The organism is Actinomadura latina NBRC 106108, from assembly GCF_001552195.1.
In the GTDB taxonomy this organism is placed as follows: domain Bacteria; phylum Actinomycetota; class Actinomycetes; order Streptosporangiales; family Streptosporangiaceae; genus Spirillospora; species Spirillospora latina.
On the sequence record NZ_BCQS01000005.1, the window covers coordinates 906,322 to 932,179 of the forward strand.

22 protein-coding genes are annotated in these 25,858 nt (G+C 73.7%); 8 read left to right on the forward strand and 14 right to left on the reverse strand.

The genetic code is table 11. From position 1 onward, the window contains the following. Positions 1–42 precede the first annotated feature (42 nt). Positions 43–1,119: a tRNA 2-thiouridine(34) synthase MnmA gene (gene mnmA, locus AL2_RS10585; RefSeq protein WP_067632321.1), complete on the reverse strand. Its 1,077-nt coding sequence runs from the start codon at positions 1,117–1,119 to the stop codon at positions 43–45. A 67-nt stretch (positions 1,120–1,186) separates the two neighbouring features. Here mnmA and AL2_RS10590 point away from each other — a divergent pair, with 67 nt between their 5' ends. Further along, entirely contained in the window at positions 1,187–2,269 is a 1,083-nt protein-coding gene (locus tag AL2_RS10590) for a DUF695 domain-containing protein (RefSeq protein WP_067632324.1), read from the forward strand. Here AL2_RS10590 and AL2_RS10595 read toward each other — a convergent pair. Both AL2_RS10595 and AL2_RS10600 read right to left on the reverse strand, forming a co-directional pair. Next, a complete protein-coding gene (locus tag AL2_RS10595; protein ID WP_083946309.1) occupies positions 2,257–3,033 on the reverse strand; it encodes a DUF1206 domain-containing protein in 777 nt (258 codons plus the stop codon). The two genes, AL2_RS10590 and AL2_RS10595, sit on opposite strands and share 13 nt — an antisense overlap. Positions 3,034–3,137: 104 nt before the next feature. Further along, positions 3,138–4,313 carry a cysteine desulfurase family protein gene (locus AL2_RS10600; protein ID WP_067632627.1) on the reverse strand — a complete coding sequence of 392 codons (1,176 nt, stop codon included), beginning with the start codon at positions 4,311–4,313 and terminating at the stop codon, positions 3,138–3,140. 151 nt (positions 4,314–4,464) lie between these two features. Between AL2_RS10600 and AL2_RS10605 the strand changes: the two genes are divergently transcribed. Both AL2_RS10605 and AL2_RS10610 read left to right on the forward strand, forming a co-directional pair. Then, positions 4,465–4,998 carry a TetR/AcrR family transcriptional regulator gene (locus AL2_RS10605; RefSeq protein ID WP_067632329.1) on the forward strand — a complete coding sequence of 178 codons (534 nt, stop codon included), beginning with the start codon at positions 4,465–4,467 and terminating at the stop codon, positions 4,996–4,998. 182 nt (positions 4,999–5,180) lie between these two features. Then, on the forward strand, positions 5,181–6,392 hold the full coding sequence (locus tag AL2_RS10610) for an MFS transporter (RefSeq protein WP_067632331.1): 1,212 nt from the start codon (positions 5,181–5,183) through the stop codon (positions 6,390–6,392). A gap of 95 nt (positions 6,393–6,487) precedes the next feature. Here the strand turns inward: AL2_RS10610 and AL2_RS10615 are convergent, their stop codons facing one another. The 8 genes from AL2_RS10615 to AL2_RS10650 form a co-directional block, all read right to left on the reverse strand. Beyond that, positions 6,488–7,438, reverse strand: a complete 951-nt coding sequence (locus AL2_RS10615; protein WP_067632333.1) for an electron transfer flavoprotein subunit alpha/FixB family protein — start codon at positions 7,436–7,438, stop codon at positions 6,488–6,490. Between the two features lie 23 nt (positions 7,439–7,461). After that, the gene (locus AL2_RS10620) at positions 7,462–8,241 is read right to left on the reverse strand and encodes an electron transfer flavoprotein subunit beta/FixA family protein (RefSeq protein ID WP_067632334.1); all 780 of its coding nucleotides are present in this window, start codon (positions 8,239–8,241) and stop codon (positions 7,462–7,464) included. 275 nt (positions 8,242–8,516) lie between these two features. Next, positions 8,517–9,851 (reverse strand): protein kinase family protein, encoded by a 1,335-nt coding sequence (locus tag AL2_RS10625; protein WP_067632336.1) that lies wholly within the window; start codon positions 9,849–9,851, stop codon positions 8,517–8,519. Positions 9,852–9,899: 48 nt separating this feature from the next. Then, the gene (locus AL2_RS10630; RefSeq protein WP_083946311.1) at positions 9,900–11,816 is read right to left on the reverse strand and encodes a serine/threonine-protein kinase; all 1,917 of its coding nucleotides are present in this window, start codon (positions 11,814–11,816) and stop codon (positions 9,900–9,902) included. Positions 11,817–11,867: 51 nt separating this feature from the next. Beyond that, positions 11,868–12,719, reverse strand: a complete 852-nt coding sequence (locus AL2_RS10635) for a serine/threonine-protein kinase (RefSeq protein ID WP_083946313.1) — start codon at positions 12,717–12,719, stop codon at positions 11,868–11,870. 51 nt (positions 12,720–12,770) lie between these two features. Continuing rightward, the gene (locus tag AL2_RS10640; protein WP_067632342.1) at positions 12,771–13,721 is read right to left on the reverse strand and encodes an acyl-ACP desaturase; all 951 of its coding nucleotides are present in this window, start codon (positions 13,719–13,721) and stop codon (positions 12,771–12,773) included. Positions 13,722–13,939: 218 nt separating this feature from the next. Then, a complete protein-coding gene (locus AL2_RS10645) occupies positions 13,940–14,722 on the reverse strand; it encodes an SDR family NAD(P)-dependent oxidoreductase (protein WP_067632344.1) in 783 nt (260 codons plus the stop codon). A gap of 129 nt (positions 14,723–14,851) precedes the next feature. Then, positions 14,852–15,634 (reverse strand): enoyl-CoA hydratase/isomerase family protein, encoded by a 783-nt coding sequence (locus AL2_RS10650; protein ID WP_067632345.1) that lies wholly within the window; start codon positions 15,632–15,634, stop codon positions 14,852–14,854. Between the two features lie 123 nt (positions 15,635–15,757). Between AL2_RS10650 and AL2_RS10655 the strand changes: the two genes are divergently transcribed. Further along, the gene (locus AL2_RS10655; RefSeq protein ID WP_067632347.1) at positions 15,758–18,769 is read left to right on the forward strand and encodes a DEAD/DEAH box helicase; all 3,012 of its coding nucleotides are present in this window, start codon (positions 15,758–15,760) and stop codon (positions 18,767–18,769) included. After that, complete coding sequence (locus tag AL2_RS10660; RefSeq protein WP_067632349.1) at positions 18,769–19,557, forward strand: SWIM zinc finger family protein; 789 nt, start codon at positions 18,769–18,771, stop codon at positions 19,555–19,557. Before AL2_RS10655 ends, AL2_RS10660 begins: the two co-directional genes overlap by 1 nt. Positions 19,558–19,608: 51 nt before the next feature. On the opposite strand, the gene AL2_RS10665 is transcribed toward AL2_RS10660, so the two are convergent. Together AL2_RS10665 and AL2_RS10670 are read right to left on the reverse strand one after the other, a co-directional pair. Continuing rightward, on the reverse strand, positions 19,609–20,481 hold the full coding sequence (locus tag AL2_RS10665) for an alpha/beta fold hydrolase (RefSeq protein WP_210748561.1): 873 nt from the start codon (positions 20,479–20,481) through the stop codon (positions 19,609–19,611). Between the two features lie 51 nt (positions 20,482–20,532). Beyond that, complete coding sequence (locus AL2_RS10670; protein ID WP_245666505.1) at positions 20,533–21,702, reverse strand: sensor histidine kinase; 1,170 nt, start codon at positions 21,700–21,702, stop codon at positions 20,533–20,535. A 138-nt stretch (positions 21,703–21,840) separates the two neighbouring features. Between AL2_RS10670 and AL2_RS10675 the strand changes: the two genes are divergently transcribed. Beyond that, positions 21,841–22,101 carry a helix-turn-helix transcriptional regulator gene (locus tag AL2_RS10675; RefSeq protein ID WP_067632352.1) on the forward strand — a complete coding sequence of 87 codons (261 nt, stop codon included), beginning with the start codon at positions 21,841–21,843 and terminating at the stop codon, positions 22,099–22,101. 186 nt (positions 22,102–22,287) lie between these two features. After that, positions 22,288–22,485 carry a hypothetical protein gene (locus tag AL2_RS10680; RefSeq protein WP_067632354.1) on the forward strand — a complete coding sequence of 66 codons (198 nt, stop codon included), beginning with the start codon at positions 22,288–22,290 and terminating at the stop codon, positions 22,483–22,485. Here the strand turns inward: AL2_RS10680 and glgP are convergent. After that, positions 22,482–25,076 carry an alpha-glucan family phosphorylase gene (glgP, locus tag AL2_RS10685; protein WP_067632356.1) on the reverse strand — a complete coding sequence of 865 codons (2,595 nt, stop codon included), beginning with the start codon at positions 25,074–25,076 and terminating at the stop codon, positions 22,482–22,484. The genes AL2_RS10680 and glgP overlap by 4 nt on opposite strands. A gap of 316 nt (positions 25,077–25,392) precedes the next feature. Between glgP and AL2_RS10690 the strand changes: the two genes are divergently transcribed. Beyond that, on the forward strand, positions 25,393–25,858 hold a 466-nt coding region (locus tag AL2_RS10690; protein WP_245666506.1), incomplete at its 3' end, for a maltotransferase domain-containing protein.

Below are 25,858 nucleotides of genomic sequence, written 5' to 3' on the forward strand. Positions count from 1 at the left end.
GACCGCGGCCCCTTCATGATTCCCGACGCCCGGCCCCGTGCGTCAGGCGGGGATGCGGGCGGTGTCGGCGATCGTGGCGGACGCGAGGACGCGGTCGCCCGTGTAGAGGACGGCGGCCTGGCCGGTGGCGACGCCGCGGGCCGCGGTGGAGAGGCGGATGCGCAGCTCGCCGTCCCGCTGCTCGGCCGTGCAGTCGTAGACCTCGCCGTGCGCCCGCAGCTGGACCTGGCAGGCGAACGGGCCCGCCGGCGCGTCGCCCAGCCACACCGGGCGCTCCCCGGTGATCTCGCGGACGTCCAGGTCCTCGCGCGGCCCGACCGTCACCGTGTTCGTGACCGGGGAGACGTCGAGGACGTAGCGGGGGCGCCCGTCCGGTGCCGGGGTGCCGATCCGCAGGCCCTTGCGCTGCCCGATCGTGTAGGCGTAGGCGCCGTCGTGCTCGCCGATCTCGTTGCCGTCGGTGTCGACGATCGGGCCCTTGGCGGAGCCGAGCCGCTCGGCGAGGAAGCCGCGCGTGTCGCCGTCGGCGATGAAGCAGATGTCGTGGCTGTCCGGCTTGTCGGCCACCTGGAGGCCGCGCCGCTCCGCCTCCCGCCGGATGTCGGCCTTGGCCGTGTCGCCGAGCGGGAACAGCGCGTGCGCGAGCTGTTCGGGCGTGCAGACGGCCAGGACGTACGACTGGTCCTTGCCGGCGTCGAGGCCGCGGCGCAGGACGCCGCCGTCGAGGCGCGCGTAGTGGCCGGTGCAGACGGCGTCGAAGCCCAGCGCCATCGCGCGGTCGAGGAGGGCCGCGAACTTGATCTTCTCGTTGCAGCGCAGGCACGGGTTCGGGGTGCGGCCGGCCGCGTACTCGCTGACGAAGTCCTCGACGACGTCCTTGTGGAACCGTTCGGCGAGGTCCCACACGTAGAACGGGATGCCGATCACGTCGGCGGCGCGGCGGGCGTCCCGGGAGTCCTCCAGGGTGCAGCAGCCGCGTGCGCCCGTACGGTAGGACTGGGGGTTGCTGGACAGGGCCATGTGGACGCCGGTGACGTCGTGCCCGGCCTCGGCGGCCCGGGCCGCGGCCACGGCGGAGTCGACGCCGCCGGACATGGCGGCGAGTACGCGCAGAGTCATAGTCCTTTGAGCGTACGCGGCGTGGCCGAGTCCGCCGCCTGCATTTCCGCGTACGATTGGGGCCGCTATGGGAATCTTCCGCCGTCCGCGCGAGGCGTCCGCCGTCGTACCGCCCGCCATCAGCGAGTTCTGGGAGTGGTGGGCGCAGGCCCGCCCGACGATCGAGGCCTCGCTGGCCGCCGGGCCCGAGCCCGACGCGGCGGAGGCCGCCGTGCCCGGCGAGGGGCTGTCGGCGGAGACGATCGAGGAGCTGTCGCGCCGCGTCCACAAGATCCACTCGGGGCTGCAGTGGGAGATCGGCGGCGCCGACGACCGCAACCCGTCGCTGACCGTGACCGGCGGGGGCGACCCGGGGCTGCGCGGCATCACCGAGCGGTGGGCGCGCTCGGCGCCGGTGGGCGCCGCGGCCGGCGGCTGGAACTTCCACCCGGCGCGCCAGGCCGACCCGGAGATGCTCTCCCAGGACCTCATCCTCGGCGACCACGAGTTCGACCTCGAGTACGTCCGGCTGGGCATGCGCGCCGACACCGACCGCGCCCGCGTGCACATCAGCGCGTACCACCCCGACTTCCTGTTCGTCGCCGAGGAGCAGCAGCTCCAGGTGGCGCTGAACGTCCTGTACTGGGCGCTCGGCGAGGACGACGTGGCCCGCTGGGTCGGCGAGGTCACGATCGCGATGGAGGCGCCGATCGACTCGCTGCCGCCGTCGATGCTGCCCGCGGTCGTCGAGCAGGTCGCCGAGCCGTTCGCCGAGCCCGCCTGGCTGACCGGCGAGGGCCGCACCCCGCGCGGGCACCCCGCCCGCCTCGGCGCCCGGTTCCCGCTGCACCGCCAGGACTACCCGCTCTGCGACCTGCACGTGGCGATCAGCCTCCCGTACGCCAACAGCAACCCCGACCGGCTGCCGGTCGAGCCGTCGGCGGGCGCGCTGCGCGCCTTCGAGAAGAAGCTCGCCAAGCTGGGCGACCGCGCGGTCCTCGCCGTCCGCGAGACCGGCGACGGGCTGCGCGTCTTCCACCTGTACGCCGACCCCGACTCGGGCGTCGTCTCCGAGCTCGACCAGCTCGCCGCCGGCTGGCCGGAGGGCAAGGCCAAGGTCGCCTCCACGGCCGACCCCGGCTGGAAGGCCCTCGCGCCCTACCAGCCCTGACGGGTCGCGTCGACCTTGCGCCAGCGGGCTTCGCAGAAGGAGTAGAGGCCGAAGGTCAGGACGCCCGCGGCGACGGCCACCAAGCCCCAGACGCCGGCGGGGGTGCCGGCGAACTCGCGCAGGGCGCCGTCCAGGCCGTGGGCCTTCCCCGGGTCGAAGGTGACGGCCGCGTAGGCGAGGAAGGCGCCGGCCGCGATGCCGACGAGGCCGCGGGCGGTGTTGCCGATGATCCCGAAGGGCTGCACGAAATGGCGTGCCGCGTCGCTCATCCGGGCGGTGTCGAGCTCCTCCAGGAACGAGCGGCGGACGGCGCTGACGATCACGACGGCGCCCCAGACCACGAAGCCCGTCCCGATCGCCAGCACGAGCCAGCGGCCGCCGGGCTCGCCCATCAGCCGCGCGGTGAAGGTCTTGGACTGCTGGTCGCTCGACTTTCCCTGGTGGCCGAGCAGGAACGCCACGGTGCCCGCGCAGCCGGCCGAGTACATGACGCCCCGCGCCGCGGAGGCCAGCCGCTGGGCGGGCTTGTCACCGTCCGGTATGGGGCGTCCGTAGAGGGCCTCGGCGTACTGCCAGAGGGCGAGCGCGGCGAAACCGGCCACCATCAGCCAGAGGACGACCGGGCCGCCGGGCTTGTCGATGAGGGACTGCAGCGCCCCCTTCCGGTCGGCCTCCTTGCCGCCGCCGCCGAACGCCACCTGCAGGGCGATCCAGCCGATGAGCAGATAGAGGAGGCCGCGGGCGACCAGTCCCACGCGGGACATGCGGTGGAACCATGGGTGTCCCGCCGCCTGCTTGATTCCTTCTCGCACGTCCGTCGTCACGGGCGACGCTGTCCCCGTTCAAGGGACGGTCAAACCTGGACAGATCAGCTGAGACCGGCGCGACGTGCGCGTTCCACCACCGGGCCGATGGCGTCGGCGAGGGCCTTCACGTCGGCCTCGGTGGAGGTGTGGCCGAGGGTGAAGCGCAGCGAGCCGCGGGCGCGCTCGGGGCTCGCGTCCATCGCGAGGAGCACGTGGCTGGGCTGCGAGACGCCGGCCGAGCACGCGGACCCGGTGGAGCACGCGATGCCGCGCGCGTCCAGCAGCATGAGCAGGGCGTCGCCCTCGCAGCCGGGGAAGGAGAAGTGCGCGTTGCCGGGCAGCCGGTCGACCGGGTCGCCGTTCAGGACGGCGTCGGGCACGGCGGCGCGGACGGCCTCGATCAGCCGGTCGCGCAGTTCCGCCAGCCGGCGCGACTCGGCCTCCCGGCGCGCGACGGTCGCCTGGACGGCGGCGGCGAACCCGGCGATGGCGGGGGTGTCGAGCGTCCCGGACCGGACGTCGCGCTCCTGACCGCCGCCGTGCAGCAGCGGCACCGGGTCGAGGAACACCGGCTCCTTCGGCTTGGCGAGCAGCAGCGCCCCGACGCCGATCGGGCCGCCGAGCTTGTGGCCGGTGATGGTCAGCGCCTGCGCGCCGCTCGCCGCGAACCGGACGGGCAGCTGCCCGGCGGCCTGGACCGCGTCGGTGTGCAGGGGGACGCCGCGCTCGCGGGCGGCGGCGGCGAGGTCCGCGACGGGCTGGACGGTCCCGACCTCGTTGTTGGCCCACATCACGCTGGTGAGCGCCACGTCGTCGCCGGAGCCGAGCGCCTCCCGCAGCGCTTCGGGACGGACGCGGCCCAGCCCGTCCACCGGGAGCCATTCGACCTTGGCGCCCTCGTGGTCGGCGAGCCACTGCGCCGCGTCCATGACGGCGTGGTGCTCGATGGCGCCCGCCAGCACGCGCACGCGGGCCGGGTCGGCGGCGCGGCGCGCCCAGAAGAGTCCCTTGACCGCGAGGTTGTCGGCCTCGGTGCCGCCGGAGGTGAACACGACCTCGCTCGGGCGGGCGTCGAACGCCTCGGCGATGATCTCGCGGGACTCCTCGACGACGCGGCGGGCGCGCCGTCCCACCGCGTGCAGGGAGGACGGGTTCCCCAGTTCGCGGAGCTCCGCCGTCATCGCCTCGATGGCCTCGGGCAGCATCGAGGTAGTCGCCGCATGGTCGAGGTAGGTCACCACGCGGTCAACAGTATCCGCGCCCGCCCTGTTCCCCGCGGCCGCCCGTGCCCTTGCGCGGACACCGGAACCGGCGTGCGGACACCGGGAATAGCGCGGGCGGGGACCGGGTTCACCGTGTGTACCGTCCAGCCGGTACAGTGGAGGGGTCATGAAGAGGCAAGCGCTGCTGGACGCCGCCGAGGCCGTCCTGTCCGAGCAGGGGACGCAGGCGCTGACGCTCAGCGCGGTCGCCGACCGGGCCGGCGTCAGCAAGGGCGGGCTGCTCTACCACTTCCCCACCAAGGAGGCGCTCGTCCGGGCGATGGTGGCGCGGGTCATCGAGGAGTTCGACGACCTGATCGCGTCCTACATCGACTCCTACGGGGACGGCGCGCCGGGTGCCTACACCCGCGCCTACGTCGACGCCACGTTCGAGATCCTCACCGGCGAGGCCCGCGCCTACCGGCGCTGGTCGGCCATCACGGCCGCCGCGGCGGACCCGGAGCAGGCCGAGCCGCTGAACGAGGCGATGCGCCGCTGGCACGGCCGCGCCCCCGCGGAGGACCCGGACCCGGGCACCGCGATGGTCGTCCGCCTGGCGGCCGAGGGCCTCTGGGAAGTGGTGAGCCACGACCCCGGCCTGTACGACGCGGGCCAGCTGGAAGCGCTGAAACGGCGGCTCCTGGACCTCCTGGAGCGCTGACCACGGGGCGTACGCCCCCATGAACCCCGAGCGCTGCGGACCTTCGGAGATCCGGAGCGCCTGACCCACGTGCGGGGACACCCGCACGGCCCCGGCCCGCCGCGCGGTCCGGGGCGACGTCCGCCACGACGCCGCGCGAGCGGCACGGGGTGCGCCCCGCCGAGCCCAGAAAGAGGTGAAACATGCTGTTCCGTGCCCGTTCGGGGACGTTCTTGACCTTCGCGCTGGCCGGTCTGCTGACCGGAGTGTGGGTGGCGCGCATGCCCGCGCTGGCCGGCAAGTTCGGGACGACCGAGGGCGAGATCGGCATCGTCGTCCTCGTCTGGGGGCTCGGTGCCATCGCGGCCATGCAGGCGCTGCGCGGCGTCATGGCGCGCGCGGGCAGCCGCGCGGTGCTGCGGGCGGCCCTCCCGCTGACCGCGCTGTCCTACGTCGCGGTCGCGCTCGCGCCCACCTACGGCCTGCTGCTGGCCGCCGTCGCGCTGTTCGGCATGACGTTCGGGATCACCGACATCGCGATGAACGCGCAGGGCAGCGTCGTCGAGCAGGCGTACCGCCGGCCCGTCATGAGCGGCATGCACGCCGGCTGGTGCGTCGGCGCGATGAGCGGCGGGCTGTTCGGCGTCGCCACGGCCGCCGCCGGGTTCGGGTTCACCGAGACCGTGCTGGCCGCCGCGCTGCTGTCGCTGCCCGCGGGCCTCGCGCTCGGCCGCACCTACCTGCCCGACCCGGTGGCGCCCGCCGCGGCCGGGACGGGCCGCAGGGCGCGCCGCCTGCCCGCCGCGGTCTATCTGATCGGCGTGCTCGCGTTCCTCGCGTTCATGACCGAGGGCTCGATCGCCGACTGGAGCGGCCTGCTCCTGCACGACGAGCTGGGCGCGACCGAGGCCGTGGCCGCCGTCGGCTACCCCGTGTTCGAGCTGGCGATGCTGCTCGGCCGGCTGGTCGGCGACCGCGTCCGGATGCGCGTCGGCACCCGCCGCCTGCTGACCGGCGCGGGCCTCGGCACCGCGGCCGGCATGACCGTCGTCGTGCTGGCGCCGACCCCGGCGGTCGCGATCGCCGGGTTCTTCGTGACCGGGCTGGTCGTCTGCACGGTCGTCCCGACGACGATCTCGCTCGCCGGGACCGCCGCGCCGGACCGTCCCGCCGCGGCCGTCGCCCAGGTCGGCGCGATGGGCTACGGCGGCCTGCTGCTCGGCCCGGTCGTGGTCGGCTTCCTCTCCGACGCCACCTCCCTGCGGATCGGCGTCGGGACCGTCGTCGTCCTCGCCCTGGTCATCGCCGCGGGCGCCCGCTTCGTCCCGCTGCGCACGACCGCCGGCACGGCCCCCGCCGTGCGGGCCGAATCCAGCGACCCCAACGACACCCGCCCCGAACCCATCGCCGCCTGACCCCTCGGCCCGGGGAGACCGGTGTCGCACCGGTGGCCCGGCCGGGTCGACGAAGAGCCCCGGCGACGCGCGTCGCCGGGGCTCTTCGCGGGAGGTCACCTGCGCTTGGTGATCTCCTCGGTGAGCTGCGGCGCGACCTGGAAGAGGTCGCCCACGATGCCGTAGTCGACGAGCTCGAAGATCGGCGCCTCGGGGTCCTTGTTGATGGCGACGATGGTCTTCGAGGTCTGCATGCCGGCCCGGTGCTGGATGGCGCCGGAGATGCCGACCGCGATGTAGAGCTGCGGCGACACGGTCTTGCCGGTCTGGCCGACCTGGAACGAGTGCGGGTACCAGCCGGCGTCGGTCGCGGCGCGGGAGGCGCCGACGGCCGCGCCGAGCGAGTCGGCCAGCCCCTCGATGATCTTGAAGTTCTCGGCGCCGCCGACGCCGCGGCCGCCGGAGACGACGATCGCGGCCTCGGTCAGGTCCGGGCGCTCGCCCTTCTCCTGGACGACCTTCTCCACGATCTTCGCGCCCTTGTCGGCGTCCGACAGCGTGACCGACACCTGCTCCTCGGCCGGGGTGGCCGCGGCCGCCTCGGGGGCGACGGAGTTCGGCCGGACGGCGATGATCGGCGTGCCGGTCCTCACCCTGGCGTGCGCGATGATGCCGCCGCCGAAGATGGAGTGCTCGGCGACGAAGCCGTCGCTGACGTCCACGACGTCGGTCAGCACGCCGGAGCCGGTCTTGACCGCGAGGCGGCCCGCGATCTCCTTGCCCTCGGCGGTCGCGGCGACCAGCACGGCGGCCGGCGACTTCTCGCTCACGAGCTGGGCGAGCAGCGCGGCCTTCGGGGCGACGACGTAGGAGGCCAGCTCCTCGTCGGCGGCCACGTAGACCTTGCCGGCGCCGTACTCGCCGAGCTTGTCCTTGGCCTTCTCATAGCCGGGCCCGACCCATACCGCGGCGGCCTCGCCGAGCCGGTTCGCCAGCGTCAGCAGTTCGAGCGTGACCTTCTTGACCTCACCGTCGACATGGTCGACGAGGACGAGAATCTCAGCCATTGGTTCCTAATCCCCTTCCTCGCTCAGACGAACTTCTTCGACGCGAGGAACTCGGCGATCTTCGCACCGCCGTCGCCCTCGTCGGTGACGATCTCGCCCTTGGCGCGCGGCGGCGCCTCGGCGAAGTCGACCACCTCGGTGGCGGCGTTCGCCAGGCCCACCTGGGACGCGTCGATGCCGGCGTCGCCCAGGCCGAGCGTCTCGACCGGCTTCTTCTTGGCCGCCATGATCCCCTTGAACGAGGGGTAGCGCGGCTCGTTGATCTTCTCCACGACGCTCACGACCGCGGGCAGGCCGGCCTCGACCCGGTCGAAGCCGTAGTCGGTCTGCCGCTGCGCCTTGATGGACGTCCCGTCGATCTCGACCTTGTTGGCGAGCGAGACCTGCGCGGCGCCGAGCCGCTCGGCGAGCATCGCGGCGAGCACGCCGGTCCGCGCGTCGGTGGACTCCGAGCCGAGGACCACCAGGTCGAACCCGGTGCGGCCGAGCGCCTGCTGGATGGCGTACGAGGTCTGCAGCGCGTCGGAGCCGGCGAGACCGTCGTCGTGGAGGTGCACGGCCTTGTCGGCACCCATGGCCAGGGCCTTGCGGATGGAGTCGGTGGCCTTGTCGGGACCCATGGTCAGGACGGTCACCTCGCCGCCGTGGGCCTCCTTGATGCGCAGCGCCTCTTCGATCGCGTACTCATCGAGTTCGTTGATGACGCCGTCCGCCGCGGCGCGGTCGAGCGTGCTGTCATCGGACTTCAGCTTGCGCGGGCTCTCCGTATCGGGAACCTGCTTCACCAGGACGACGATGTTCATGGCCGGTGGCCGACCTCCCTGCACTCAGTTGGCCGCTGGGTGAGCGGCTGAGGGGCGCCGCCCGTGGCGGGTCGACGCGGACGTGCGTTGTCGAAGTCACAGCCTGCCAAATACCCGAACGCACTTCGGAGCCGGGTCCCTGATTCGGCCGTGCACGAGCAATGTTACTAATGAGTAGCCTACTGGCAAATCCCAGTTCGTGAGACCTTACCCACGTATCCGGGGCGTTCACGGGGCCTTTCGCGTCCCGAACCGGACGTGACGGACCTCACGTCTCACCACCGGTTGACGGCGTGCTGGAGGCGGTCCATCGAGCTCTCCAGCGTCTGCTGCACCCCGTACATCGGGGCGAAGCTCGGCCCCAGCGTCATCGCCCCGGCCACCGCGAGCAGGGCCGGCACGCCGAGGCACACGGCCGCGGCGGCGACGAGCCGGGGCCGCCGGGCGAGGGGCAGGAGCATCCGCTCCAGCCCCCGGCGCGGTCCGCGCACGCCCGGCGCGGTCCACAGCACCGCCGCCGCGGCGCCCGCGCCGAACGCGCAGGCGGTGAGCGAGTCGATCCGGCCGCCCACCGCCGACACCGCGGCGAGCCCGGCCGGGACGGCCACCGCGAGCACCGCCGCGTACGGGACGGTGAGCAGCGTCCGCCCGAGGGCCGCCGCCCAGCCGCGCGCCCCGCGACTCTCCGGCGTGCCCGCCGGCCGCAGCAGCGTCACCGCGGCGAACGACAGGACGAGTCCCGCGACCGGCGCGATGATCGCGACGGCGATCGCGATCACCACGACCATGGCCGCGAGCAGCCGCGCCCACCCGAGCGCCACCCGCATCTCGGGCGCCTCGCCGCTCACCGGCTCCGACGTGCGGGCCGCGCCCGGGCCGGCCTCCGCGTCCGCACCGGGCAGGGTCTCCGGCCGGCCCGGCGGAACGGGCTCCGCCGGCGGGCGGGCGGCGGGGACGGCGGGAAGATCCAGCCCGGACGCCGCCTCCGCCAGCTCCTCCGCCGCCGGGCGCGCCCCCGGATCGGGATGCGCGGCGGCCTCGACCAGCGAGCGCAGGGCGGCCGGCAGCGCACCCGCGGGCGCGTCATGCCGTCCAGTGGCGGCGAAGGTCACCGTCGCGGCCCACGCCCGGACGTCATCGGCGGCCCCGGCCCCGGCGGCCAGCGCGAAGCCGACCACGACGGGCGCGTCGTCCACGACGAGCACGGTCCCCGGCCGGAGCTCGCCGTGCGCGAGCCCCGCCCGGTGGATGGCGGCGAGCGCCTTGGCCAGCCCGGACGCCATGCGGCGCAGCGCGTCCCCGGACAGCGGGCCGCGTTCGGCGACCGTCTCGGCCAGCGGCCGGCCCGGGACGAACCGGGACACGACGTACGGACGCGGCCCGGCGGGCTCACCGTCCAGGACGTCCACCACGTAGGGGCTGAGGACCTCGCGCATCCGCCCGATGTCGGGCGCCGCGCCGGGCGGGAGCAGCCGGATCGCCACGTCGCGCCCGTCCGGCCCGGCCGCGCGGTGGACCGCACCGCCATCGCCCGGCGCCGCGCCACCGCCCAGCCGCGCCAGCAGCCGGTAGGGCCCGATGTGTTCCTGATGGCTCGTCTCACCGCTCATATGGGCCGCCACCCTACCGACCGTGCCCGCCCGCGGGGACGAGCCCGATCACATGCCGGGGATGTTGGTCACCAGGTCGTGGACGTCGGCGCGCAGGCCCTCGAGGCTCTGGCTCATCCCGTCCAGCGGGGTGGTGTCCGGCGGCTGCCGCTGCGACAGCCCGGCCAGCACGCCCGCGAAGATCCCGAGGATCAGTGCGCCCGCGAGGGCGGCCTCGGCGCGCGGCAGGATCGCGCCCCAGATCCGGGCGAGCTGGCGCCGGGGCGCGCCGCTGCCCGGCGCGAGGCACAGCAGCCCGATCACCGCCATCGACGAGTACGCGATCGCCTTCGACGCCGTCATGCCGGACTGCGCGAAGATCAGCACGCCGAGCATGATCAGCCCGGCGATCAGGCTGAGGGAGGTCCACAGGACCGTGGACATCAGCGCGCCCGGCAGGTGCAGCGGCGTGCGGAACGCGGCGGCGACGGCGTCGCCCGTGCGCGGCCCGCGCCGGGTCTGCCGGCCCTCCATGCCCTTGGCGGCCTTGTCCGCCGCGCGCAGCACGAACACGCCCGCGATGGTGACGCCGAGGGCGAGCAGCGGCGCGATGTTGGCGAACCCGAGCAGCGCCACGAGCACGATGAAGCTGAGCACCCGGTACCAGCCGTAGGGCTTGCGGCGGTCCCGGTCGGCACGGTCGCGGTCGGTGCGGGCCTGGTCGGCGACGCGGCGCTGCGCGTCCTGCCCCTGCGCCTGCGCCTGCGCGTCGTACGGGCCGCGCTGCAGCGCTCCCGGCGGTGGCTGGTTCGGCGGCCCGTACGGCGGCGGGTAGGCGCCCCGGTCGTAGGGGTCGTAGCCGCGCGGCCCGAACTGCTCGCCCGCCTTGAACTGCGCGGGCGGCGGGCCCGGCGGCGGAGGCGGCGGCGCGGCGGGCGGCAGCTGGCCGACGAAGTCGCGCGGCTGCGCCGGGACGGGCGCGGGCACCGGGGGCATCGTCCCGCCCGGCGTCGTGGGCCGCGCGGGGACGTCCTGGGACGTGGACTCCGGCGGCCCCGTCACCGGCATGGAGAACATCCGGGAGTGGTCGGCCGCCGGCTCGTCCAGGGAGGTGCCGGCCGCGGGGGACGCGCCGGCCGCCGGGTAGTGCCGGTCGACGCGGGTCTGGTCGGTGATCGTCGCTTCGAGGTGGATCCGCCGGGTGAGCTGCACCAGGTTGACCGCGGTGGGACGCTCGGCCGGGTGCCGCGCCATCGCCGACCGCAGCACGGGCAGCATCGCGTCCGGCACGCCCTCCAGGTCCGGCGTGCCCTGCATGATCTTGTAGAAGATCGACTCGAAGGTGCCGGAGCCGAACGGCGGCCGGCCGGTGGCGGCGTAGGCGACCGTCCCGGCCCAGGCGTGCACGTCCGACGGCGGGCCCGCGTCCTCGCCCTCGATGATCTCCGGTGCGAGGTAGCCGGGCGTGCCGATGACCATCCCGGTCGCGGTGAGCCGGGTCGCGTCGGCGGCCTGCGCGATGCCGAAGTCGATCACGACGGGCTCGCCGTCCACGAGCATCACGTTGCCGGGCTTCATGTCGCGGTGCACGATCCCCGCGCCGTGGATCGCCGACAGCGCCGACGCCAGCCCCACGCCGAGCCGCTGGAGCCCCGGCCCGTAGATCGGCCCGGAGTCCTCGACGACCTCTTCGAGCGTCCGGCCCGGTACGTACTGGGTCACGATGTAGGGCTGGTCGGCGGTCACGTCGGCGTCGAGGATCTCGGCGACGTGCGGGCTGTGCACCCTGCGCATCGAGTCGACCTCGCGGGCCAGCCGGCGGCGCGCCGTGGCGTCCCCCGCGACCGCGGGCCGCAGCACCTTGATGGCCACGTTGCGCCCCTCGGGGTCGGCGCCGAGGTAGACGACGCCCATGCCCCCTTCTCCCAGGGTCTGCTGGACGCTGTAGTGGCCGATTCGGTCCCCGGACGTGACGGCTCCCTTCATCGTTTCCGAAACCCTACCCTTGCCGATCCGGCCGGGAAGATCTAATCGGCATCAGGCCGCCACCGCCCCGCCGGCGACCGCCGAGGGCCCCGCGGGTGGACGGCCCCCCATGCCTCCCGGCAGCGGCGCGAGGGCCCCGGCGAACCAGCGCGCGGGCGGACGGCGGGACGGGTCGCGCCGGAGCGCCATCCGCAGCAGCCCGGCCACCGGCTCGGGAACGCCGTCCAGATCGGCCTGGCCGCGCAGGATGCGGAAGCACACCCCGTGCAGCGACCCCCGCCCGAACGGCGGGCGGCCCGTCGCCGCGTACGCGACGGTCGACGCCCAGGAGAACACGTCCGACGCGGTGGTGGCGCGCTCCCCCTCGATCAGTTCGGGGGCCAGGTAGGCGGGCGTCCCCACGACCATCCCGCGCCGGGTGATCTGCTCGGCCCCGGACTCGTGCGCGATCCCGAAGTCGATCAGCGTGGGCCGGTCGCCCAGGACGATGACGTTGCCCGGCGACACGTCGCGGTGCAGGACGCCCGCGTCGTGGACGTCCCCGAGCGCGAGCGCCAGCCGCCGCGCGAACCGGGCCAGCCGGTCGCCGCGCAGCGGCCCGTACGCCGGGATCAGGTCGTTCAGCGGGCAGCCCGGCACGTACTCCATGACCACGTGCGGGCGCTCCGCCGTGATCGCCCCGTCCAGCAGGCCCGCGACGTAGGCGCTGCGCACCCGCGCCTGCGCCCGCATCTCGCGCGCCAGCCGGTCGATCGCCTCCCGGACCCCCGTCAGCTCCGGGACCAGCTCCTTGACGGCGACCTCGCGGCCATGGGCGTCCATGGCGAGGTACACCACGGCGGTGCTGCCCCGGCCGATCTCGTCCAGCAACCGATACCCGCCCAGTCGCCGATGCGTCCCCATGTCCCCTTTGACGCGGGAAACCGGGGACGCGTTCCCGCGATCAGCCCGCGCTCAGCCCTTGCGGGCGGCCTGCCGGGCGCGGCGCTCCTCGCGGCGGGTCTCGAACTTGGTGGCGGCGGCGTCGAGCTGCTGCATGAACTCGGCGAGCTCCTCGCGGGCCTTCTCGCCGTCGCCGGACAGGTCGGTGCGGTCGAACACGTTCCACTTGCGCAGCACCGGGACGAGCACGTCGTCGTGGTGCAGCCGCAGGTCGTAGATGCCGGCGTTGGCGATGATGACGGACTTGCGGAGGAACCCGTCGATGCTGTAGCCGGGCATCTGGAAGCCCTTCACCACATCGGTGATCGCCCGCATCGTCTCGTTCGGGGACGCATCCAGCGAGGCCGCCAGGAGGTTCCGGTAGAAGATCATGTGGAGGTTCTCGTCGGCGGCGATGCGGGCCATCATCTGCTCGCAGACCGGGTCGCCGGACGCCTTGCCCGTGTTGCGGTGCGAGACGCGGGTGGCGAGTTCCTGGAACGACACGTAGGCCGTCCCGTGCAGGAACGAGTCGCCGTGGTCGGCCGCGTAGCCGGCCTCCATGTGGTGCATGCGCGCGCGCTCAAGCGCGACCGGGTCGACCGCGCGGGTCACGGTGAGGTAGTCGCGCAGGACGATGCCGTGCCGGTTCTCCTCCGCCGTCCACCGGTTGACCCAGGTGCCCCAGGCGCCCTCGCGGCCGTACACCGTGGCGATGGCGTTGTGGTAGCCGGGCAGGTTGTCCTCGGTGAGCAGGTTGACGATGAGCGACTCGCGCGCCTCGACGCTGAGCTTGGACTGCTCCAGCGACCAGGGCTCGCCGCCGAGCGGCCCGTCGAAGTCGCGGCCCTCGTTCCACGGGACGTACTGGTGCGGGAACCATTCCTTGGCCATCGACAGGTGCCGGTTCAGTTCCTTCTCGACCACCGGCTCAAGGTCGTGCAGGAGGCCGGTCTGGGACTTCTCTTCGGGGGTCACGGACATGTGGTTCCTTCGCTGGGACGAGTGGTCTTGCCGGACGGGCCGCCGCGCCGCGGCTCGATCGGGCCGCCCAGCAGGCCGTACACACAACCTACTCAAGCGTAGGTTCGATCGTCGCCACTCACCGTGACCCCCGTCAAGTCAGCACCGCAACAATCAACCCACGGGAACTTTTGTAGACCTGAGCAAAAAGCGGCGTGCCGTTTTGTCACCGCGCTTTGTCACCGGGTGTCGGCTGCCTGTTGCCACATGCGGTTCACGGCGGCCCTGAGCAGCGGCCTCGGGACGAGCTTCAGCGCCGGGAGCGCCGCCTTGTACTGCACGCCGGGGACGCACAGCGCACGTCCGGCCGCCACCGCGTCCAGCCCGGCCCGTGCCACGTCGTCGCGCCGCAGCCACAGCAGGTTGGCCGGGCCATGTACGCCGGGCTGCTCGTCCTCCGTCCGGGTGAAGCCCGGGCACAGCGCCGTGACGTGCACGCCCTTGCCGGCGACCTCGGAGTGCAGGCTCTCGGAGAACGACGCCACATACGCCTTGGTCGCCCCGTAGGTGGCACTGCCGGGCGACGGCGCGAACCCCGACATCGACGCGACGTTCAGGACACCGCCGCGCCCGCGCTCGATCATCCCCGGCAGCGCGGCGTGCGCGAGCCGCACCAGCGCCGTCACGTTCAGCTCGATCTGCGCAAGGTGGTCGTCCAGCGGAAGTTCCGCGAACGCTCCAAAAGCGCCGTACCCGGCGTTGTTCACCAGCAGCTCGACCGGCTCGGCGCTCAGCCGTCCCTCCACCTCGGCGCGCTGCGCGGGGTCGGTGAGGTCGGCCGCCACCACCTCCACGGCGACCCGGTACCGCTCGACCAGCTCGCGGGCCAGCCCGTCCAGCAGCTCGGCCCGGCGCGCCACGATCACCAGATCGGTGCCGCGGCCGGCCAGCAGGCGGGCGAAGCTCTCCCCGATCCCGCTGGACGCGCCCGTCACGAGCGCGGTTCGGTACGCGTGTCGCATGGCGGCAGATGCTATCGGCCGACCTTCACAATCCCCGGCAGCACACCCAAAAACACAAATAACGGTTTAACCGTCATCCATCACAGCGCGCTGCGGATCGCCGCCGGCGGACCCGGGCGTGAGCGCCGGTCAGCGGCCGGTGAACGTGGCCTTGCCGGGGCCTTCCTCCATGAAGCTCTTCATGCCGTTCGCCTGGTCGTCGGTGGCGAACAGGGCCGCGAACTGCGTCCGCTCGATCTCCAGGCCGGTGTCGAGGTCGACCTCGAGGCCCCGGTCGATGGCCTGCTTGGCGGCGCGCAGGGCGATCGCGGGACCGCCGGCGAACGTCGCCGCCCACTCCTTGGCGGCCGCGTAGACATCGGCGTCCGGGACGACGCGGTCGACCAGGCCCATGGCGAGGGCCTCGTCCGCCTTGACGTGGCGGCCGGAGAAGATCAGGTCCTTGGCGCGGGACGCGCCGACGAGCCGCGACAGCCGCTGCGTGCCGCCCGCGCCGGGGATGATGCCGAGAGAGATCTCCGGCTGCCCGACCTTCGCGCCCTCGCCCGCGACGCGGAAGTCGGCCGTCAGCGCCACCTCCAGCCCGCCGCCGAGCGCGTACCCGGTGATCGCGGCGATGACCGGCTTGGGAATGGCGGCGAGCGCCTTGGCGAAGTCCTGCAGGAGCCGCGAGTGGCCCGCCGACATCTCGGCGTAGGACATCGGGGCCATCTCCTTGATGTCCGCGCCCGCCGCGAACACCTTCTCCCCGCCGTACAGGACGACCGCGCCCACCGCGGCGTCCTCGGTGACCTGCCGGGCCGCGTCGATCAGCTCCCGCTGCATCTGGGCGTTCAGGGCGTTCATCTTCGGACGGTCCAGCCTGATCGTCGCGACCCCGTCCTCGGCCTCGACCCGTACGAACTCGCCCACGGCGACCCTCCTGCGCAACTCGGTGGCGGACGTCCCGAGCCTAACCAGGGCCCGCGGCGCGGCCGCCGCCGGTACGGCCGTGACGAGCGGTGCTGTCGGAGGCTGCTGGTAGCTTCGGGGACCATGCTCGTCGCCCACGCCACCTGGCATGGCGGTGCGCTGTGCCTCTGGGCCGAGCGCACCGGCCCGTACGAGCCCGCACCGGACGTCCACCCCTTCGCGACCTGCGACTTCACCGGGACGTCGTACGAGCCGCTCGTCCGCACGGCGTTCCGCGTCGAGCTGGCGATGTCGCTGCCGACGCTCGGCGACCACCCGCTGCCGTCGGCGGAGCTGGGCCCCGAGCCGGTGCGGGAGGAGCCCGAGCTGCGGCCGTGGCGGGTCCCGGCGCTCGTCCTCGAACCCTTCCCCGCGATGGCGCTGCTCCAGGCCGCCGAGCACGGCGCCGACGTCGTCCCGGGCACCGACCTGCGGTTCCTGTGCGTGCTCGCGGACGAGGCCGTGCACCTCGCCTCGCGCGGCCACGTCCTGCCCGCGCTGCTGCGCGAGGACGGCGATCTCGTGGCGCGCTGGCGTCCGGTGATCGACGACCCGGCGCGGTTCCGGGAGCTCGCGCGCGCCATGCCCGCCGCCTGCCGCGCCGCCGAGGGCGGACGTCCCGCCGCCGAGGTGCTGCGCGAGGCGCTGTCCGGGCTGGTCGACACCGCCGTGCGGGGCGTGGTGCCGCACCCGCTGCTGGTGTCGCGGCGCAAGGAGCCCGACCGGCTGCCGCTCGCCGAGCGCTGGGTGATGGCGCTGACCGGCCCGTCCGCCGCCGTCGCCCGCGAGCCCCGCGACGACCCCGGCGACCTGATAGCCGAACTGGACGCGTGGGCCGCCGCCGCGCGCCGGCCGTCCGGCCCGCTGCGCGTCTGCTTCCGGCTCGCCGAACCGGGCGCGGAGGAGTTCGGCGACAGCGAGTTCGGCGAGTCCGAGAAGCCGCAGGCCGACGCCTGGCGGGTCGAGTTCGCCCTCCAGGGCACCGACGACCCCAGCCTCTACGTCCCGGCCGCCATGGTGTGGGAGGGCGAGGCCACCTCGATCCCGGACGCGGAGGAGACGCTCCTCGCCGGCCTCGGCCGCGCCCTGCGCCTCTTCCCCGACCTGGCCCCGGCCCTGGACGGCCCCGCGCCGGACGAGCTGGTCCTCGACACCGCGGGCGCGTTCCGCTTCCTCCGCCAGGCGGCCCCGCTGCTCGCCGCCGCCGGGTTCGGCGTCCTGCTCCCCCAGTGGGCGGGCAAGGCGAAGCTCGGCATGAAGCTGACCACCCGCAACGAGGATCCGGAGGCGTCGTCCGGGGCGGCGGCGTCCTCGGGGTTCGACCTCAAGGCGATGGTCGACTTCCGCTGGGACCTCGCGATCGGCGACGAGAGCATCGACGAGGCCGAACTGGCGGAACTGGCCCGCTTGAAGACCCCGCTCGTCCGGCTGCGCGGCCAGTGGGTCGAACTGGACGAGCGGCAGCTCGAAGCGGCGCTCGACTTCCTCCGGCACCCCCGCCGCGGCCGGATGACGGCCGCCGAGGCGATCCGCGCGATCGTCCACGCCGGCGACGACACCCTCCCCCTCGCCGAGGTCGACGCGGGCGGCCCCCTGGGCGACCTCCTCTCCGGCGAGGCCGACCGCCGCCTCACCCCGATGGGCACGCCCGACGACCTGGACGGCGAGCTGCGCCCCTACCAGGAGCGCGGCCTAGCCTGGCTGACCTTCATGGACGATCTAGGACTCGGTGCCCTGCTCGCGGACGACATGGGCTTGGGCAAGACCGTGTCGGTGTTGTCCCTTCTCACTCATGAACGCGAGAACGGCGCCCGCCCCGCTCCGACCCTGCTGATCCTGCCCATGTCGCTGGTGGGGAACTGGCAGCGGGAGGCGGCGCGGTTCACGCCGAAGCTGCGGGTCTACGTCCACCACGGAACCGGGCGGCATCGCGGCGACGACCTCGTCGAGGCCGTGGCCGGCGCCGATCTGGTGCTGACCACGTACGGGACGGCGGCGCGGGACGCGGAGATGCTCGCCCCCATCGAGTGGGGACGGGTCGTCTGCGACGAGGCGCAGGCGCTCAAGAACAGCGGGACGCGGCAGGCGAGGGCCGTGCGGAGCATCCCGGCGCGCACGCGGGTCGCGCTCACCGGGACGCCGGTCGAGAACCACCTGACCGAACTGTGGTCGATCATGGAGTTCGCGAACCCGGGCCTGCTCGGGCCGCGCAGCGCGTTCCGGCGGCGGTTCGCGATACCGATCGAGCGCGAGGGCGACGAGCAGGCGGCGATGGCGCTGAAGCGGGCGACGCAGCCGTTCATCCTGCGCCGCCTGAAGACCGACAAGTCGATCATCTCCGACCTGCCGGAGAAGCAGGAGATCAAGGTCTACTGCAACCTCACGACCGAGCAGGCGTCCCTCTACCAGGCGACCGTGGACGACATGCTCCAGCAGATCGCCGAGGCCGACGAGACGAAGCGGCGCGGGCTCGTCCTGGCGACGATGGCCAAGCTCAAGCAGGTCTGCAACCATCCGGCGCAGCTGCTCAAGGACGGCTCCCGGCTCCCCGGCCGCTCCGGGAAGCTCGAACGGCTGGAGGAGATCTGCGCCGAGGTCCTGGAGCAGGGCGAGAAGGCGCTCGTCTTCACCCAGTACGCCGAGTTCGGCTCGATGCTCCAGCCCTATCTCGCGGCCCGTCTCGAACGTCCTGTCCTGTGGCTGCACGGCGGGACGTCCAAGCAGGGTCGCGACGACCTCGTCCAGCACTTCCAGGAGGACGGGGAGCCCGCGATCTTCCTGCTCTCCCTGAAGGCCGCCGGGACGGGCCTGACGCTGACCGCCGCCAACCACGTCGTGCACGTCGACCGCTGGTGGAACCCGGCCGTCGAGGACCAGGCCACCGACCGCGCGTTCCGCATCGGGCAGACCCGCAACGTGCAGGTCCGCAAGTTCATCTGCGTCGGGACGATGGAGGAGCGCGTCGACGAGATGATCGAGCGCAAGAAGGCCCTCGCCGAGTCGATCGTCGGCACCGGCGAGGACTGGCTGACCGAACTGTCCGTCGCCGAACTCCGCGACGTCCTGCGGCTGTCCCCCGAGGCGGTGAGCGACTGATGCGGGACGGGATCAAGGCGCGCAACAAGCGCGGCTCGATCGGCACCCAGTGGTGGTCGCGCCGCTTCATCGACCTCGTCGAGTCGTTCGCCGACAAGGGCCGCCTGCAGCGCGGCCGGACCTACGCCCGCAAGGGCAACGTGTTCGACCTGCGCGTGGAGCCGTACGAGGTGAGCGCGAAGGTGCACGGCTCGGCGCCCGAGCCGTACGAGGTGGCGCTCGGCATCGACGCGATCGACGAGGCGGACTGGCGGGCCGTCGAGAAGGAACTCGCGTCCCGCGCGGTGTTCCGCGCCCACCTCCTCGCCGGGGAGATGCCGCCCGAGATCGAGTGGGTGTTCGCCGAGCTGGGCCTCGCGCTGTTCCCCGGTTCGGCGTCCGACCTGCACCTGATGTGCGACTGCCCCGACTGGGGCGACCCCTGCAAGCACGCGGCGGCCGTCCTGTACCTGCTGGCCGAGGCGTTCGACGACGACCCGTTCCTGATCCTGGAGTGGAACGGCCGCGGCCGCGACCAGCTCCTCGCCGGCCTGCGGCGCGGCGCCGGGACCGGGCCCGACCCCCTCGACATGGAGGACGAGCCGCTGACCGCCGCCGGTTTCTGGACGCCCCCGTCCGGCCTGGCCCGCCTCCGCGACCGTCCCCCGTCCCCGGCCGTCCCGCCCGGCTTCGTCCTCCAGGTGGCCGCGCCGCCGCCCGTGAAGATCCGCCGCCGCGCACTCACGGACGTCCTGGCCCCCGCCTACGAGGCCCTGGCCGCCCGGGACGCCGACGACCGGCCCGGCTGACGGCTTCGCTTCAGGGCGCCGGGTGCGGGCCGGGGCGGCCCCAGGCCGCCGTCAACCGGCGTCGGCGAGCACGTCGCGCAGCCTTTCGGCGAACGCGGCGGGCTGTCCGGCCTGGCCGAACTCGCCGCCGAGGAAGCCGCCGTGGTGGCTCGGGAACACGGTCGCCGGACCGCCGAGCAGTTCCGCCATCGCCTCGGAGGTGCGTCCGGTCATGACGCCCTTCGACTCCTCGCCCACGGCGATCACGATGCGCGTGGGCGCCGCGGTGAGAGCGGCGACGTCGGGCCGGTAGTCACTGACCGCCCACGACCGGTCGGACAGCAGCGGGTCGTCCCGGGTGCCGTCGTCCTCGGCCGGCATCCCGAACATGGCCGGATCGGGTGCGGGCTGGGCGAAGTAGTCGTCGGTGAACTCGCCCTGCCACGACGTCATCGCGATGAAGGCGGCCATGCCGGCGCCCCAGCCCTTACTCTCGTACACGGCCCGGACCTCGGCCCGCGCGCGCTCGGCGGACGCCGCGTCGGGCAGCACCGGGATGATCGGCGGCTCGTGCGCCACCAGGGTCGCGACGTCGCCGGGATGCGCCGCCACGAGGGCGAGCGCGGTCACCGCGCCGCCGCTGCTGGCGAACATCTCGACCGGGCCCGCGCCGAGCGCCTCGATGAGGGCGTGCACGTCGGCGGCCTGCACATCGGGCGCGTGGTCGTTCCGGCCGTCCTTGCGGGTGCTGCGGCCGAGGCCGCGCGGGTCGTAGGCGACCACGGTGCGGTCGGGGAGGTGCGACGCCAGCGTGCGGAAGCCGGTGGCGTCCATGGGCTGACCGATCATGACGAGCGGCGGCCGTCCGCCGGCGGGCGGCAGCGGGCCGTAGACGTCGTACACGATGTCGGCTTCGGGCGTCTGGAGTGTCTGCGTTGTCACCATGCCCGTGTTGACCCGGCCCGCGCCGGGAACTCATCGCCCCGGGCACTTTTTTCAGAGCGGCAGGTGGGCCAGGACGGTGAAGCCGCCATCCGGGCCGGGTCCGGCCTTCAGCGTGCCGCCCAGGGATTCGGCGCGGTCGCGCATGCCGCGGATACCGCTGCCGTCCTCGGAAGGCGCGCCCGGCCTCGGCTCTCCGTCGTCCTCCACGCTGACCGTCACGCCCTCGCCGGTGTAGCCGACGCGGACCACGGCGGCGGACGCGGTGGAATGGCGGGCCACGTTCGTCAGGGCCTCCTGGACGATCCGGTACGCGGCCAGGTCGGCCTCGGCGGGCAGCGCGCGCGGCCCGCCCTCGATCTCGGTGCGGACCGTGAGGCCGGCGGCGGCGATGCCGTTCGTCAGCTCGTCCAGCCGGGCGAGGCCGGGGGCGGGGGTGACCGGGGCGGCCTCGTCGACCTGGCGGAGGACGCCGAGGGTGGCGCGCATCTCCCGGAGCGTGTCCTTGCTGGCCTGCTTGATCGCGGTGAGGGCGTCCTCGGCGCGCTCGGGTTCGCGGCGCAGCCCGTGCAGCGCGGCGGTGGCCTGCACGTTGATCAGCGAGATGTTGTGGCCGAGGACGTCGTGCAGTTCGCGGGCGATGCGCAGCCTCTCCTCGACGGCGCGGCGGCGGGCCTCGGCCTCCCGGCCGCGTTCGGCGACCCGGGCGCGCTCCTCGGCCTCCCGCAGGTAGGCGCGGCGGTTCCGGACGACGCCGCCGATCGCGATGACGGCGACGAACCAGCCGGCGAGCAGGAACGACGCCGCGTCCGCGAGGTGGTTGGTGTCGTCGCGGCTGTCGCCGTAGACGGTGCCGGCCATCGCGGCGGCGGCGAGCAGCCCGGCCGTCACCAGGCGCCCCGCGGCGGCCGCCGTGTAGAGCCCGATCACGAAGGTGATCACGATGGGGCCGTCGGGACCGGTGGCCGGGTAGTAGATCCCGCAGGCGGCGAGGGTGACGGCGGCGACCGCGACCGGATGGCCGCGCCGGAAGTACAGCGCCCCGCACGCGACCGCGATCAGCGCCCAGCCGCGGGCGGGCATGGTCTCGCGGCCGGCCACGTGGGTCTCCAGCAGCGCGATGACGACCAGGAGGAGCAGGCACGCGGCGGCCAGGAGCGCGTCGGCCGTGCGCCCCTCCGGCAGCCGCCGCAGGGGCCGGTCGCGTCGCTCGGCCAGTCGCACGTGCCCATCCTGCCAGGGTTCGCTCGCTTGCAAGTATGTGATGTGATGTAGTACATCTACTATCAATGAATGCAGAGATATGACCGATGATCCCAGTTCCCGTACGGGGGTGCGCATGAGGACGCCGAGGGCCACGCCATGATCCGCAAGGCGGGCCGGGTGCCCGCCGACAAGGAGGCCGTCCACAACCGCATCCCGGTGCTGCGGGCCGAGCGCGGCGTCTCCCGCCGCGACCTGGCCGCCGCGCTGGGCGTCCACTACCAGACCGTCGGCTACCTGGAACGGGGCGAGTACAGCCCCAGCCTGCACCTCGCGCTGCGCATCGCCGAGTACTTCGAGGTGCCGGTCGAGGTCGTCTTCTCGCTGACACCGTTCCCGAGGATCGGAGACACGCCATGACGAAGCACGCGGACCGCCTCGCGGAACTGGGGCGCCGGCTGCCCGCGCGCTACGCCCGGCGGCGGCCCCGCCGGGCACTGGCCGGGGCGGGCGCGGTCACGCTGGGCCTGTTCTGGGTGGACGCCGCCGCGCCAGCTCGCCGCGCGGCTCCGCGCGTTCGCGAGCGCGCACCGGGCCACGACCTTCGTGCTGGCCGCCGTGCTGGTCGTGACGTCGGCCGTGGACCGCGACGGCCGCGAATCGCAGATCCCCGGCGCCGCCCTCTTCCTGATCCTGTTCGCGCTGCTGGCGACGCACGTCTTCCTGCCCCTCGTCGCCGCTGCCTGGCAGGTCGCCGACCCGCCGGGCGAGGACGACGACGAGGACGAGGACGACGACGGCTAGCGCAGGTCGCCGTTCGTCATGCCCTGCGGGGCGGGCGGCAGCGCCACCAGGCCCATCTCGGCCCGGCCCGACAGCAGCGGGTGGCTCGGCACCACCCGGACGCTGTAGCCGAACGCGCCGCTGCGCCCGAGGGGGACCTCGCCGGTGTAGCGGCGCCGGCCGTTCTCCGCCGGTTCGCCCTCGTCCAGTGCCAGGTAGGACGGGTCGACGAGCGCGTCCGTCTCGTCCACCCGGCCGTAGGCGACCTCCACGGCGACGTCGTCCGGGTCGAGGCCACCGAGGTCCACGACGACCCGTACCGTGAGGCGCGCCCCGACCTGCGGGCTCTCCTCGCCGTTGGACTCGACGTGCTCGACGGTGACGCCCGGCCACGCCTTGCGGACCCGCTGCTTCCACGCCGACAGCACGCGGGCGCCCGCGTACTTGTCGGCGACCATGGCCTGCTCGGACACGGCGGCCGGGGTGTAGAGGCCCTCGACGTAGTCGCGCAGCATCCGGGACGCGAGGACCTTCGGGCCGAGCGTGGCGATGGTGTGCTTGACCATCTCCAGCCAGCGCCGGGGCAGGCCCGCCGAGTCGCGGTCGTAGAACGTGACGGACACGTGGTCCTCGATGAGCTCGTACAGCGCGGCGGCCTCCAGCTCGTCCCGCCGGTCGGGGCTGGACAGGCCGTCGGCGGACGGGATGGCCCAGCCGTTCTGGCCGTCGTACCACTCGTCCCACCAGCCGTCGAGGATCGACAGGTTCAGCCCGCCGTTCAGCGCCGCCTTCATCCCGGACGTGCCGCTCGCCTCCAGCGGGCGCAGCGGGTTGTTCATCCACACGTCGCAGCCCTGCACCATGAGCTGCCCGAGCGCGATGTCGTAGTCGGGCAGGAACACGATGCGGTGCCGGACGTCCTCGGAGTCGGCGAACCGCACGATCTGCTGGATCAGCTTCTTGCCGCCCTCGTCCGCCGGGTGCGCCTTGCCCGCGATCACGATCTGCACGGGCCGGTCCGGGTGCAGCAGGATCGAGCGGAGCCGGTCCGGGTCGGTCATCATCAGCGTGAGCCGCTTGTAGGACGGGACGCGCCGCGCGAACCCGATCGTCAGGACGTCGGGGTCGAGCGCGTCGTCGATCCAGGAGACCTCGGCCTCGCTGGCGCCGCGCTGCCGCCACGACTCGCGGAGCCGGCGCCGCGCGTCCTGGACGAGCCGGCGCCGCAGCAGGCCCCGCATCCGCCAGATCTCCGGCTCGGACACGGCGCGGACGCCCTCCCAGCCGCGGCCGGTCTCCATCACCGCGGGCAGTTCGCGGGCGGTGAACTCCAGCACCTCGCGGGCCACCCAGGTGCCCGCGTGCACCCCGTTGGTGATCGAGCCGACCGGGACCTCGGCGGTGTCGAACCCGCCCCACAGGCCGCCGAACATCTCCCGGCTGACCTCGCCGTGCAGCTCGCTGACGCCGTTGACCCGCTGCGCCAGCCGCATGCCCATCACGGCCATGTTGAAGACGGTGCGGTCGCCGCCCGGGTAGTCCTCGCTGCCGAGCGCGAGGACCCGGTCGAGCGGGACCTGCTCCTCCTCGTTGGCGCCGCCGAAGTACCGGCTGATCAGGTCGCGGGGGAAGCGGTCGATGCCGGCCGGGACGGGGGTGTGCGTGGTGAAGACCGTGCCGGCGCGCGTCGCCTCCAGTGCCTCGTCGAACGTCAGCCCGTCCTCCGACACCAGCTCGCGGATGCGCTCCAGGCCGAGGAACCCGGCGTGGCCCTCGTTGGTGTGGAACACCTCGGGCGCGGGATGCCCGGTGATGCGGCAGTACGCGCGGATCGCCCGGACGCCGCCGATGCCGAGCAGCATCTCCTGCAGCAGCCGGTGGTCGCCGCCGCCCCCGTACAGCCGGTCGGTCACGTCCCGGGCCGCCTGGTCGTTGTCCTCGACGTCGGAGTCGAGGAGCAGCTGCGGGACGCGTCCGACCCGCGCGATCCACACCTGCGCGTGCAGGTCCTGCCCCTTGGGGACGCCGATGACGACGCGGACGGGCGTCCCGTCCCGCTCGCGGAGCAGGGTGAGCGGCAGCCCGTTCGGGTCGATCGGCGGGTAGCGCTCCAGCTGCCAGCCGTCCGGCGACAGGGACTGGGAGAAGTACCCGTGCCGGTACAGCAGCCCGACCCCGAGGATCGGGACGCCGAGGTCGCTCGCCGTCTTCAGGTGGTCGCCGGCCAGGATGCCGAGGCCGCCGGAGTACTGCGGCAGCGCGGCGGTGATCCCGTACTCGGGCGAGAAGTAGGCGATGGACGACGGGCCGCCCGGCCGGGTCTGGTACCAGCGCGGCGCGGTCAGGTACTCGCGCAGGTCCTCGGCGTTGTCCTGCAGGCGGCGCAGGAACCGCCGGTCCTCCGCCAGTTGCGCCAGCCGCTCCGGCGAGACTTCGCCGAGCAGCCGGACGGGGTCGTGGTGGACGGCCTCCCAGAGCGCGGGGTCCACGGCGCGGAACAGGTCGAGCGTCTCGTGGTGCCAGGACCAGCGCAGGTTGAGGACGAGCTCCTCAAGCTGCCGCAGCGGCTCGGGAAGGACGGTGCGGACCGTGAAACGTCGGATTGCCTTCACACATAGCCACGCTATGCGCTCGTGTCGGCTGCACGCGACGGCGGGAAGCGGACCGTTACCGCGCGGATCGGTCGCCCGGCGCGCCCCGCGGCCGCGAAAACCCCCGTCTGGCCAGGGACTTCGGCGGTTCGGTCGGTGACTTTCCGCGATCGGGCCGGTGCGTAAAGTTATCCCAAACTACGGGGCGGTAGGCGCCGGATCGCGGGCATGGGACGTTTCGTGAGTCTCGCAGGGGTAGGGGTGACGCATGCACGTCGAGTCCGGGACGTCCCGTATGACCGGCATTCCCAGGCTTGGTCGCATTCCGATTCTGGACGTGGCGCCGGTGGTGGGGTGCGGCCGGTGGCCGGCGAAGGCCGTGGTGGGTGAGACGGTCGAGGTGTCGGCGACGGTGTTCCGGGAGGGGCACGAGATGCTGGGCGCGGCGGTGGTGCTGCGCACGCCGGACGGCGAGGAGCTGCCGGGGCAGCGGATGTCGGAGGTCGGGGTCGGCCTTGACCGGTGGTCGGCGCGGGTGACGCCCACGGAGATGGGGTCGTGGTCGTTCCGGGTGGAGGCGTGGGGCGATCCGATCGCGCACTGGTGGCACGACGCGCAGATCAAGGTGCCGCGCGGCCAGGACGTCGAACTCATGCTCGCCGAGGGGGCGCTGCTGTTCAGGCGGGCGGCCGAGGCCGTCCCCAGCAAGGATCAGCCGACTCTGGACCGGCTGGTGAAGCGCCTCGGGGACGAGACCGTCCCGGTCACCGATCGGATGGAGGCCGCCGGTGATCCCGATGTCT

Coding starts and splice junctions, on each gene's coding strand:
- AL2_RS10615 (WP_067632333.1), bottom strand. CDS start 7,438: ATGGCTGAGATTCTCGTCCTCGTCGACCATGTCGACGGTGAGGTCAAG.
- AL2_RS10640 (WP_067632342.1), bottom strand. CDS start 13,721: ATGTCCGTGACCCCCGAAGAGAAGTCCCAGACCGGCCTCCTGCACGAC.
- AL2_RS10655 (WP_067632347.1), top strand. CDS start 15,758: ATGCTCGTCGCCCACGCCACCTGGCATGGCGGTGCGCTGTGCCTCTGG.
- AL2_RS10610 (WP_067632331.1), top strand. CDS start 5,181: ATGCTGTTCCGTGCCCGTTCGGGGACGTTCTTGACCTTCGCGCTGGCC.
- AL2_RS10625 (WP_067632336.1), bottom strand. CDS start 9,851: ATGAGCGGTGAGACGAGCCATCAGGAACACATCGGGCCCTACCGGCTG.
- AL2_RS10645 (WP_067632344.1), bottom strand. CDS start 14,722: ATGCGACACGCGTACCGAACCGCGCTCGTGACGGGCGCGTCCAGCGGG.
- AL2_RS10635 (WP_083946313.1), bottom strand. CDS start 12,719: ATGGGGACGCATCGGCGACTGGGCGGGTATCGGTTGCTGGACGAGATC.
- AL2_RS10630 (WP_083946311.1), bottom strand. CDS start 11,816: ATGAAGGGAGCCGTCACGTCCGGGGACCGAATCGGCCACTACAGCGTC.
- AL2_RS10605 (WP_067632329.1), top strand. CDS start 4,465: ATGAAGAGGCAAGCGCTGCTGGACGCCGCCGAGGCCGTCCTGTCCGAG.
- AL2_RS10675 (WP_067632352.1), top strand. CDS start 21,841: ATGATCCGCAAGGCGGGCCGGGTGCCCGCCGACAAGGAGGCCGTCCAC.
- mnmA (WP_067632321.1), bottom strand. CDS start 1,119: ATGACTCTGCGCGTACTCGCCGCCATGTCCGGCGGCGTCGACTCCGCC.
- AL2_RS10620 (WP_067632334.1), bottom strand. CDS start 8,241: ATGAACATCGTCGTCCTGGTGAAGCAGGTTCCCGATACGGAGAGCCCG.
- AL2_RS10665 (WP_210748561.1), bottom strand. CDS start 20,481: ATGGTGACAACGCAGACACTCCAGACGCCCGAAGCCGACATCGTGTAC.
- AL2_RS10590 (WP_067632324.1), top strand. CDS start 1,187: ATGGGAATCTTCCGCCGTCCGCGCGAGGCGTCCGCCGTCGTACCGCCC.
- AL2_RS10660 (WP_067632349.1), top strand. CDS start 18,769: ATGCGGGACGGGATCAAGGCGCGCAACAAGCGCGGCTCGATCGGCACC.
- AL2_RS10595 (WP_083946309.1), bottom strand. CDS start 3,033: ATGTCCCGCGTGGGACTGGTCGCCCGCGGCCTCCTCTATCTGCTCATC.